Annotated in this window: 4 protein-coding genes; all 4 read left to right on the top strand. The window is 71.2% G+C overall.

Annotation, left to right across the window (positions count from 1 at the left end):
- Positions 1–9: 9 nt before the first annotated feature.
- Genes J2W23_RS23570 through J2W23_RS23555 form a run of 4 tightly spaced genes read left to right on the top strand, consistent with a single transcriptional unit; the run spans position 10 to position 11,417 of the window.
- Entirely contained in the window at positions 10–8,313 is an 8,304-nt protein-coding gene (locus J2W23_RS23570; RefSeq protein WP_307650476.1) for a non-ribosomal peptide synthetase, read from the top strand.
- Positions 8,310–9,272, top strand: a complete 963-nt coding sequence (locus J2W23_RS23565; protein ID WP_307650475.1) for a TauD/TfdA family dioxygenase — start codon at positions 8,310–8,312, stop codon at positions 9,270–9,272. The genes J2W23_RS23570 and J2W23_RS23565 overlap by 4 nt, the downstream gene beginning before the upstream one ends.
- Positions 9,273–9,312: 40 nt before the next feature.
- A complete protein-coding gene (locus J2W23_RS23560) occupies positions 9,313–10,248 on the top strand; it encodes a TauD/TfdA family dioxygenase (protein WP_307650474.1) in 936 nt (311 codons plus the stop codon).
- Positions 10,245–11,417 carry a hypothetical protein gene (locus tag J2W23_RS23555; RefSeq protein ID WP_307650473.1) on the top strand — a complete coding sequence of 391 codons (1,173 nt, stop codon included), beginning with the start codon at positions 10,245–10,247 and terminating at the stop codon, positions 11,415–11,417. Before J2W23_RS23560 ends, J2W23_RS23555 begins: the two co-directional genes overlap by 4 nt.
- Positions 11,418–11,424: the final 7 nt, after the last annotated feature.

Here is an 11,424-nt window from a genome sequence, read left to right as displayed (position 1 = left end):
GTTGCAAGCATGCGAGCGCGAGACGGGCGGGATGCGCTGGACGGGCTGGACGCGCCGGCCCTGATCGGCCTCTTCGAACAGCGCCGGGTCCTGGCGCGCATCGAGCAGGGCGAACTGGTGGTCAAGGCCCCGCGCGGCGTGCTGACCCCGGGCGTGATGGCTTCGCTGAAGCTGCACAAGCAGGTGCTGATGAACTGGGTCGCGGCCAACGGCGAACACGCCGCGCCGGCACGCGCGGCAGAAGAGGCGCAGCAGGCGCGCATCACGCCGCAGATGCTGCCGCTGGTGCGGCTCGAGCAGGCGCAGATCGACCGCATCGTCGCGGCCACGCCGGGCGGCGCCGGCAACGTGCAGGACATCTATCCGCTCGCGCCGCTGCAGGAGGGCATCCTGTTCCATCACCTCTTGCAGCAGCGGGGCGATGCCTACCTGAACCGGCTGCTGATGGGCTTCGACAGCCGCGCGCTGCTCGACGGCTTCGTCGCCGCAATGAACGAGGTGATCGCGCGGCAGGACGTGCTGCGCACCGCGGTGCAGTGGGACGGCCTGCCCGAACCGGTGCAGGTGGTGTGGCGCCGCGCGCGGCTGGAGGTCGAGACGCTGGAACTGGCCGGCGACGTGCAGGCGCGCCTGAAGGCGCACGCCGATCCGGACCGCTACCGCCTCGACGTGCGGCAGGCGCCGCTGATGCGCGGCTTTGCCGCCTTCGACGCGGTGAGCGGGCGCTGGCTGCTGCAGATGCTCTACCACCACCTGGTGATGGACCACGTCACGCTGGAGCAGCTGGTGCACGAGGTGGGCCTCGTGATGCGGGACCGCCGGGACGAGCTGCCCGTGCCGTTGCCGTTCCGCAATTTCGTCGCACAGGCTCGGCTTTCGGCGCGCGAGGCCGAGCACGAGCAGTTCTTTCGCACGATGCTCGGCGACATCGACCAGCCGACCGCGCCCTTCGACCTGCTCGATGTGCAGGGCAACGGCAGCGACGCGGTGCAGGCGAAGCTCAGGCTCGATGCGGCGTTGTGCGCGGACTTGCGCCGGATTGCGCGGGCGCGCGGCGTCAGCCCCGCCTGCGTGTTCCACCTCGCGTGGGCGCAGGTGCTCGCGCGCTGCAGCGGTCGCGAGGACGTGGTGTTCGGCACGGTGCTGTTCGGCCGCCTGCAGGGCGGCGCGGGTGCCGACCGCGCGATGGGCATGTTCATCAACACGCTGCCGCTGCGCGTGCGGCTGGACGGACGCAGCGCCGGCGCTGCGCTCGAAGAAACTGCGGCCACGCTCGCCGAACTGCTGCGCCACGAGCACGCGCCGCTGACATTGGCGCAGCGCTGCAGCGGGCTGGCAGCCGCGAACACGCCGCTGTTCTCGGCGCTGCTGAACTACCGCCACAGCCGCGATGAGGCGGCGGCGCCGGGCCAAGAGGGCATGGCCGGCATCCACCACATCGAGAGCCGCGACCGCACCAACTATCCGTTCGTGCTGCACGTCGATGACCATGGCGAGGGCTTCAGCATCACCGCCGAGATCGTCGAGCGCGTGAATGCCGCACGCATCGCCGCGATGGTGCGCGAAACCCTCGGGCATCTGGTGCAGGCGCTCGGGTGCGCGCCCGAAACGCCGATGGATGCGATCGAGACCCTGCCGCCGGCCGAGTGCGATGAGGTCCTGCATGGCTTCAACGCCACGCGGCGCGACCACGGCGCCGAAGGCGAGCTGGTGCACGCGCTGTTCGAGCGCCAGGCCGCGCGCGACCCGTCGGCTGCGGCGCTGGCGTTCGGCGCGCAGCGGCTGAGCTACGGCGAGCTGGAGGCGCAGGCGAACCAGCTGGCGATGCATTTGCGCACGCTCGGCGTCGCGCCCGACGAACGCGTGGCGATCTGCCTGGAGAGCGGCCCGCCGATGGTGATCGCGATCCTGGCCACGCTCAAGGCCGGCGGCGCCTATGTGCCGCTGGACCCGGCCTATCCCGATGAACGGTTGGCGCACATGCTGGCCGACAGCGCGCCGCGCGTGCTGCTGACGCAAGAGCGGCTGGCCGCTCGCCTGCCCCCGGCGGCGGCTTGCGCGCGCGTGCTGCTCGACGACATCGGCCAGGCGCCATGGGCACAGGCTGCCGCGCCGTGCCCCGATGCGCAGGCGCTGGGCCTGCGCGGCGAGCACCTGGCTTACGTCATCTACACCTCGGGATCGACCGGCCGGCCCAAGAGCGTGGCGATGCCGCATCGCGGGCTCGTCAACCTGCTGGCGTGGCAGCGCGAGGCGCTGCCGGGCGCGGCGCGCACGCTGCAGTTCGCGGCACCGGGCTTCGATGTGGCGTTCCAGGAAATCTTCTCGACGTTGGCCGGCGGCGGCACCCTCGTGCTGCTGCCCGACGACCTGCGCCGCGACCTGCCCGCGCTGGCCGACTGGCTGGGCGAACAGCAGCTCGAACGGCTGTTCCTGCCCTGCATCGCGCTCAATGCGCTGAGCGAACTGTGGTCGCAGCGCGAAGCACCACTGCCGGCGCTGCGCGACCTGGTCGTCGCGGGCGAGCAGCTGCGCATCACACCTGCCATCCGGCGCCTGTTCTCCGGCCGCAACGCCAGGCTGCACAACCACTACGGCCCGACCGAAAGCCACGTGGTCACCGCGCACACGCTCGCCGGGCCGGCCGAAGACTGGGACGACCTACCGCCCATCGGTGCGCCGGTCGACAACTGCCGGCTCTATCTGCTCGACGCGCAGCGCAGGCCGGTGCCGCGCGGCGTGGCCGGAGAGATATACATCGCCGGCGTGCAGGTCGCACGCGGCTACCTGCACCAGCCCGCGCTGAGCGCCGAGCGCTTCCTGGACGATCCGTTCGCGGGTGGCGTGGATGCTGGGGTCGGTGCGGGTTCGCGCATGTACAGGACAGGCGACCTCGGCCGCTGGCGCGACGACGGCACCATCGAATTTCTCGGCCGCAACGATTTCCAGCTCAAGATCCGCGGCCACCGCGTGGAGCCCGGCGAGATCGAGGCACGGCTGAACGAGCTGCCCGGCGTGCGCGAAGCCGTGGTGATCGCGCGCGAGGACGTGCCCGGCGACAAGCGCCTGGTCGCCTACATCGTGGGCGACGTGCAGGCGGCCGACCCCGCCGAGCTGCGCATGCGCCTGGCCGCGCACCTGCCCGATCACATGCTGCCGGGTGCGTTCATGCCGCTGGCCGCCTTGCCGCTGACCCCCAACGGCAAGCTCGACCGCCAGGCGCTGCCCGCGCCCGACGGCCTGGCCTTCGCGCATCGCGCCTACGAGGCGACCATCGGCGAGATCGAGGACACGCTCGCGCAGATCTGGTGCGAACTGCTGGCCATGGAGCGCGTCGGGCGGCACGACAACTTCTTCGAGCTCGGCGGCCACTCGCTGCTCGCGGTGCGGCTGGTTTCGCAGGTGCGCGAGCGGCTCGGCGTCGAGCTGCCGTTGCCCGCGCTCTTCACCCATCCGCAGCTGGCCGACATGGCCCGCGACGTGGCCGAGGCGAGCCAGAACGCCCTGGGCGCCATCGCCCGCGCCGACCGCTCGGCGCCGCTGCCGATGTCGTTCGCGCAGCAGCGCCTGTGGTTCATCGCGCGCGTCGATCCCGAGGCGAGCAAGGCCTACCACGTGCCCGATGCGGTGCGGCTGCGCGGTGCGCTCGACATCGCGGCGCTGCAGGCGGCGCTGGACCGCATCGTCGAGCGCCACGAGGTGCTGCGCACGCGCTTCGTCGGCATCGGCGGCCAGGCGCTCCAGGTCATCGACGAGGCCCGCGGCTTCGCGCTGCGGCATGAAGACCTGCGCGGCGCCACCGACCCGGAGCTGGAGCGCATCGCGCGCGAAGAGGCGCTGCGCCCGTTCGATCTCGCGCTCGGACCGTTGATCCGAGGCCGCCTGCTCGCGCTCGGGCCCGAGGACCACGTGCTGCTCGTCACCATGCACCACATCGTCTCCGACGGTTGGTCGGGCGGCGTGCTCGCGAACGAGTTCTCGGCCCTGTACCGCGCCTTCCGCGAAGGCCGGCCCGACCCGCTGCCGCCGCTCGCGATCCAGTACGCCGACTTCGGCATGTGGCAGCGCCAGTGGCTGCAGGGTCCGCTGCTGCAGCAGCAGTTGCAGCAATGGGTGGCGCAACTGCGCGGCGCGCCGGCCCTGCTCGACCTGCCGACCGACCGGCCGCGGCCGCCGGTGCAGGACTACCGTGGCGCGAACATCGCCATCGCGCTCGATGTCGCGCTCGCCGACGGCCTGCGCGCGCTTGGCCAGCGCCACGGCACCACGCTGTACATGACGCTGCTCGCGGCCTGGGCCGTGGTGCTGGGCCGGCTCAGCGGACAGGAGCAGGTGGTGATCGGCAGCTCGCACGCGGGCCGCAGCCGCGTCGAGGTCGAGCCGCTGATCGGCTTCTTCATCAACACGCAGGCGCTGAAGATCGACCTGTCGGGCAGCCCCAGCGTGCAGGCGCTGCTGGCCCAGGCGCGGCAGACCGCGGTGCAGGCGCAGAGCCTGCAGGACGTGCCGTTCGAGCGCCTGGTCGAGGCGCTCAATCCGCCGCGTTCGCTGGCTCACCATCCGGTGTTCCAGGTCATGCTGTCCTGGCACAACACGCCCAGGGCCGCGCTCGACCTGGCCGGCCTGCAGGCGCAGAGCCTGGGCGGCGGCGCCGACAGCGCGCAGTTCGAGCTCTCGCTGGAACTGCGCGAAAGCGAAGAAGGCATCGGCGGCCAGCTCAACTACGCGAGCGCGCTGTTCGACGAGGCCACGGTGCGCCGCCACTGGCGCTGCCTGGAGGCGGTGCTGCGCGGCATGGTCGCCGACGACAGCCAGCCGGTCGATCGCATCGACCTGCTCGATGCGAAGGAGCGCGCATCGATCGTGGAGGGCTTCAACGAGAGCCACGCCGTTGCCGCCGAACCGGTGCTGGTGCACGAGCTCTTCGAGGCGCAGGCGGCGCGCCGGCCCGATGCACAGGCGATCGAATACGCGGGCGAGGCCTTGAGCTACGCAGAACTCAACGCGCGCGCCAACCAGCTCGCCCACCACCTGCGCGCGCTCGGCGTGAGGCCCGACGACCGCGTGGCGATCTGCGCCGAGCGCAGCCTGGAACTGGTCGTGGCGCTGCTGGCCACGCTCAAGGCGGGCAGTGCGTATGTGCCGCTCGACCCGGTGTACCCGGACGAGCGGCTCGCGCACATGCTCGGCGACAGCGGCGCCGTCGTGCTGTTGACCCAGCAGCGGCTGGACGGACGCCTCAGGCCTTCCGGGCGCTGCGTGCGCGCGATGCTCGATGCGGCGCACCCCGACTGGGCGCTCGCCCCGTCCCACAACCCGGACCGTGCCGACGTCGGCCTCACGCCCGCGCACCTGGCCTACGTGATCTACACCTCGGGTTCGACCGGCACGCCCAAGGGCGTGATGGTCGAGCACCGCAACCTGGCGTACTTTCTCCACGCGATGGAGGCCTGCGTCCACGGCGTGGCGCCCGATTGCCGGCGCGTGGCGTGGAACTCCTCGTTCGGTTTCGACATGGCGGTCAAGGCGTGGGGGCAACTGGCGTTCGGGCGCAGCGTGTTCCTGCTGCCCGAGGCGGCGCGGCTCGGTGCGGAGGAGCTGCTCGGCTTCCTGGAAGCGCATCGCATCGAGGTGATGGAATGCACGCCCTCGCACCTGCGCCTGATGCAGGGCGCGGGCCTCTTGCGGGGGCGCGCGCCGAGCCTGCGCAAGCTGCTGCTCGGCGGCGAGGCCATCGATGCGGCAACCTGGGGCGAGCTTGCGGCCGTCGACGACCGCCTGTTCTTCAACATGTACGGACCCACCGAGTGCAGCGTCGATGCGAGCTGCGGCATCGTCGACGGGCGTCGTCCGCACATCGGCCAGGTGATGCCGGGCGCGCGGGTCTATGTGCTCGATGCGGCGGCGCAGCCGGTGCCGGTCGGCGTGGCCGGCGAGATCCACATCGGCGGCGCGGGCGTGGCCCGCGGCTATCTCGACCGCGCGGAACTGACCGCCGCACGGTTCCTCCGCGACCCGTTCGCCGGGGCAGGCGAGGGCGAGGGCGAGGCGCGCATGTACCGCACCGGCGACCTCGGCCGCTGGCGCGAAGACGGCACGCTCGAATACCTCGGCCGCAACGATTCGCAGGTCAAGCTGCGGGGTTTTCGCATCGAGCTGGGCGAGATCGAGGCACGCCTTGCGCAGCAGCCGGGTGTGCGCGAGGCCGCGGTGATCGCGCGCGAGGACAGCCCCGGCGACAGGCGCCTCGTCGCGTACGTGGTCGGCGCAGTGGACCCGGCGCAACTGCGCGCCGGCCTGGCCGCGCATCTGCCCGAGTACATGCTGCCCTCGGCCTTCGTCGCCGTGGACGCGCTGCCGCTGACGCCGAACGGCAAGCTCGACCGCAACGCGCTGCCCGCGCCCGACGGGCAGGGCCTGGCATCGAGCCGCTACGAGCCGCCGCAGGGTGAGGCGGAGTGCGTCATCGCCGCGCTCTGGTCGGAACTGCTCGGCGTCGAGCGCATCGGCCGCCACGACAACTTCTTCGACCTGGGCGGCTACTCGCTGATGGTGTTCCAGGTCATCGAAGGGCTCAAGCAGAAGGGCTACGAAGTCGCGCTGCAGGACGTGCTGCTGGCACAGCAGCTGAGCGCGCTGGCCGCGTTGATCGACCGGCCGCGCGAGGGCGTGGCGAGCGCGAATGCGCAGTGGGTGACGCTGCGCAAGGGCGGTGCGCGGCGTCCGCTGGTGTTCGTGCACGAGCCCAGCGGCGAAGTGCTGTCCTACGAGCGGCTGGCGGCACACATCGATCCCGAGGTGGGCCTCTACGGCATCCGTGCCGACCGCGAGGCGGTGCATGCCGACAGCCGCTACGAGGACCTGGCAGCGGGCTACGTGCAGCGGATTCGCGAAGCGCTGCCGCAGGGGCCGTACCGCCTGGCGGGCTGGTCGGCCGGCGGCGTGCTCGCCTTCGAAGTCGCGCGGCAATTGCTGGCGGCGGGCGAGCAGGTCGAATTCCTCGGCCTCGTCGACAGCTGGTATCGCGGCGACGGCGAGCGCGGCGTGTCCGACCTCGGCGTGAACGACAGGAAGCTGCTGCTGGTCGCGTTCGCCGAGTACCACGGGCGCAAGCTGGAGGCGGCCGAAGTCGCGCGGATTCTTGCGACCGGGGATGTGCCCGAAGCGATCGCGCTGGCACGCAGCGAGGGCTGGCTCACGAAGGAGATGAGCCCGGCCGAATTCGATGCGCGTGCCGACCTCTGGTTCAACCTGCGCGCTGCAGCGCACAGGTACTACGCCGAGCCGCTGGAGATCGACGCGCATCTGTTCGCCGCTGCGCAGCCGGGCGACGCGGGCGATCCGTCGAATGGCTGGAGCGGGGTGGTGGGCAACCGCTTGCAGGTGCACCCCATCGGCGGCGATCACTGGAGCATCATGATGCGCACCGAGCACGCCGGCCGGGTCGGCGGCGCGATCGCTTCGATCCTGGCGCGCCTGGATGGCGTCTCGCCGAACCGGGGTGCCGACATCGCGCCAGGCGCCGCAGTGACGATTCGCCGTGGCAGCACCGAGGCGCGCACGGTGTTCTGCATGCCCGGTGCGGGCGCGAACGCCACCTCGTTCCTCGAATTCGCGTCGCGCAGCACCGGCGATGCGCGCTTCATCGGCCTGGAGGCGCCCGCGCTGCTCGGCCACGACGGCGGGCGGCCGACGCTGCAGGAGGCGGCGGCGCGCTATGTCGATGCGATCCGCGCCGTGCAGCCCGAGGGGCCCTATCACCTCATCGGCCATTCGTTCGGCGGCTGGATCGCGCTGGAGGCGGCCCGGCAGTTGGCCGGCGACGGCGCCGCTGTCGCGCCGGTGGTGCTGGTCGATACCGACGCCCCGCGTGCGGAAGGGCATGGCGATCGCGCCCACGCACTGCGCGAATACATCGCGCTGATCGCGCTGCAGAGCGAACACGCCCACGGGCTCGACGCCGATGCGCTGGCCGCGCTGCCGCTGCGCGAGCAGGCGCCGCCGATCTTCGAGGCGATGCGCCGCGCGCGCCTGCTGCCGGCCAATGCACGGCTGAACGACTTCGTGCCGGTGCTGGAGATGTTCTGCCGCCAGTGCGCGATCGGCTACCGGCCCGAAGGCGCGTTCGACGGCCCGGTGCTGCTGCTGCGCGCCGACGGCACCAGCGACGACAGTGCCTGGCGCCTGCACGCGCCGCAACTGCGCAGCGTCGACGTGACCGGCAGCGATCACCTGTCGATCCTCGCGCCGCCGCACGTCGATCGCGTGCTCGAGATCGTCGGCCGCCACTGGTACCTGGGGCGATGCGCATGAGCGAGACCGCAACCCTCATCGATCCCCGCGAGTCGGGCGACGGCATCGACGGCGGCTTTCCGCACTGCGTGCACGCCGGCCCCGGCGCGGCGGACGTCGAACACTGGTTCGCACGCGAGATGCCGCGGCTGGAGCCCGCGCTGCTGCGCGCCGGCGCGCTGCTGTTGCGCGGTTTTCCGCTGCGCGAGCCCGAGGACTTTCGCCGCGCGGTCGCCGCGATGGCGCCGCAACTGCGCGGCTACGCGGGCGGCACCTCGCCGCGCAGCCGGGTGGCCGAGGGCATCTACACCTCGACCGAATACCCGAAGCAGCTGGAGATCCCGCTGCACAACGAGATGTCGTACAGCGTGCGCTGGCCCGGGCGGCTGTATTTTTTCTGCGCGACCGAACCGCAGGTGGGCGGCGAGACGCCGCTGGCCGATTCGCGGCGCATCCTCGAGCAGATGCCGGCGCCCATCGTCGAGGAATTCGAGCGCCGCGAGCTCCTGTATGTGCGCAACCTCGCGCCGGCGAACGCGCGCTACAACGCGTGGAGCAAGGCCTTCGAGACCGATGACCGCGCGCAGGTCGAGGCGCATTGCCGCGAGATGGACATCGGCTGCGAATGGCAGCCCGGCGGCGGCCTGCGCATCCACGAGCGGCGGCCGCCCACGCGCGTGCATCCGCTGACCGGCGAGCGGGTCTGGTTCAACCAGGTGCACTTGTTCCATGCCTCCAACACGCCGATGGCGAGCAACGTCGATGCGCGCATCGAGGCGGGCTTGCCGATGGCGGCGTACTACGGCGACGGCGGCCGCATCGACAACGCAACCCTGGCCCGGGTGCGCGAGGTGCTGCGCGCGCAGCGGCGCGCCTTCCGGTGGCGGCAGGGCGACCTGCTGGTGGTCGACAACCTGCTGGCGGCGCACGGCCGGCTGCCGTTCGACGGACCGCGGCGGATTCTCGTCGCCATGTCCTGAGAGGCCCTCCTTTTTTCCAACTTCGTATCGAGCCCATCCCATGCACATCACATCTGCCTCGCGCGAACCGCTCGCGCCCTGGATTCGCCAACACCGCGACCGCATCGACGAAGCCCTGTGGACCGACGGCCATGTGCTGTTCCGCGAGTTCGACGTCGGCGGCCTCGAAGGCTTCGAAGCTTCGGCTGCCTCGGCCTGCGATGCGCTCTACCGGCACTACGGCGACCTGCCGCTCGCCAGCGCCAGCGACAACGTGTACTTCGCCACGCCCTATCCCAAGCACCTGGAGATCCGCTTCCACAACGAGGCCTCGCACACCCAGACCTGGCCGTCGCGCCAGCTCTTCTTCTGCCTGGAGCCCGCGTCGGAAGGCGGCGAGTGGACCTTGTCGGACGGGCGCCGGGTGGTCGAGCGCCTGCCCGTGGACATGCTGGCGCGCTTCCGCGATCTGGGGCTCATCTACCGGCGCCGTTTCATCCGCGGGCTGGATGCGTCGTGGGAGCAGTTCTTCCAGGTCGGAAGCCTCGAGGAGTTGCGCGAGAAGATCGCGTCGACGGGGCACGAGATCGACGCGATTTCGGAGAACGACCTCACCGTGTCCTACCGCACCCACGCGCTGCTGCAGATTCCCGAGCACGACACCGAGGCCTGGTTCAACCAGATCCTCCTGCACCACCCCGATGCGCTGCCGGGCCAGATCGACGCCATGCTGGGCAAGCACTTCAGGCGCGACCAGTACCCGCGCACCGTGTTCTTCGGCGACGGCAGCCCGATCCCGGCCGAGTGGGTGCGCACCATCGACCGGGTGCTGACCGAGTGCGCGATCCACATCCCGACCCAGGCCAACGACGTGCTGCTGGTGAACAACCTGCTGATGGCCCACGGGCGCCTGCCGTACAGCGGCAACCGTCAGGTGCGCGTGGCGTTGGGGGACATGCGCGAGCACGCGGCGGCGGCCGTGGGAGAGCCGGCGTGATCAAGCGCCAGCATGTCGTCAAGGACTTCTTCCTCGAGGCCGACGCCCTTCGCACGGCCTACGACGGCAAGGTGAAGAACGCCTACCAGCAGACGGTGCAGTGGCAGTACTTCTGCGAGCCGCAGATGTACACGTACCTGCGCACGGTGCCGCAGCAGCTTTTTCCCGAGGCGCTGTGGACGCGCTTCACCCGGCACCTGAAGCAGTGGTGCACCGACCATCTCGGGATGCTGCCGACCGGCGCGCCGAACTTCCACCTCATGGTCGACGGCTGCATGCTGGGCCTGCACAGCGATTTCCAGAACGGCACCTGGGGCTTCGTCTACTCGCTCACACGCTGGCAGGCGCGCAGGTTCGCGGGCGGCGAAACCCTGCTGATGCGCGACGGCGTGCCCAGCTACAAGAAGCACCATGTGCAGGGCGAGGTGCTCTACGAGCTGGTGCCGGCCGAGTTCAACCAGCTGCTGCTGTTCGACGACCGCATCGTGCACGGCACGCAGGCCATCGAGGGCAGCATGGACCCGCTGGAGGCGCGCATCGCGCTGGTCGGCCATCTGCGCGCCACCTCGCCGGTGGTGAGCGGCGCGCTCGACGCGGCGGCCGCGCGCCGGGTCGTGCTGGACTTTCATCGCGCCCTGGCCGAAGCAGCGAAGCCCCACAAGGACGTGCAGGGCGTGATGAGCTTCCGCCTCTCGGTGGATGCGGACGGCAGCGTGGCATCGGTCGATGTGCTGACCGACAACTTCGTCACCCCGCAGAGCGGCCACGCGCCCGACGACGAGGTCGCCGCAGCCCGCGCGCTGGTGCTCGACGCCGCGGCGAAGCTGCGCTTTCCGGATGCGGGCGGGCCGTCGAAGGTCACCGCCGCGGTGCTGCTGCCGCTGCCGGACCTGCGGCCGATCGAAATCTCCGTTCCGCACGCCGGTCGCCCGGAGCGGCTGCGCGAATCCCTCAAGGCGCAGTTGAAGGAAGGCGAGGCGCTGGGCTTCCAGGTCGATGTGCAGGGCGACAGCTTCGCCGTGCGCGAGCCGCTGGCCGGCACGATCCGCATCGAGGGCCAGCGTATCGTGGCCGCGTTCGATCCGCCGATGTGGGTGCCCTCGCAGCGCGACCAGTTCCAGGCGGCGCTGAACGAGAAGCTGGGCATGCTCGCCCGGTACGGCGGCTGAGGCGGCG

Origin of the sequence: Variovorax boronicumulans, from assembly GCF_030812215.1 — a bacterium.
Lineage (GTDB): Bacteria > Pseudomonadota > Gammaproteobacteria > Burkholderiales > Burkholderiaceae_C > Variovorax > Variovorax boronicumulans_C.
Note: the sequence above shows the minus strand (reverse complement) of the source record. Positions and strands in the feature narration are given on the sequence as shown.

Coding starts and splice junctions, on each gene's coding strand:
- J2W23_RS23570 (WP_307650476.1), top strand. CDS start 10: ATGCGAGCGCGAGACGGGCGGGATGCGCTGGACGGGCTGGACGCGCCG.
- J2W23_RS23565 (WP_307650475.1), top strand. CDS start 8,310: ATGAGCGAGACCGCAACCCTCATCGATCCCCGCGAGTCGGGCGACGGC.
- J2W23_RS23560 (WP_307650474.1), top strand. CDS start 9,313: ATGCACATCACATCTGCCTCGCGCGAACCGCTCGCGCCCTGGATTCGC.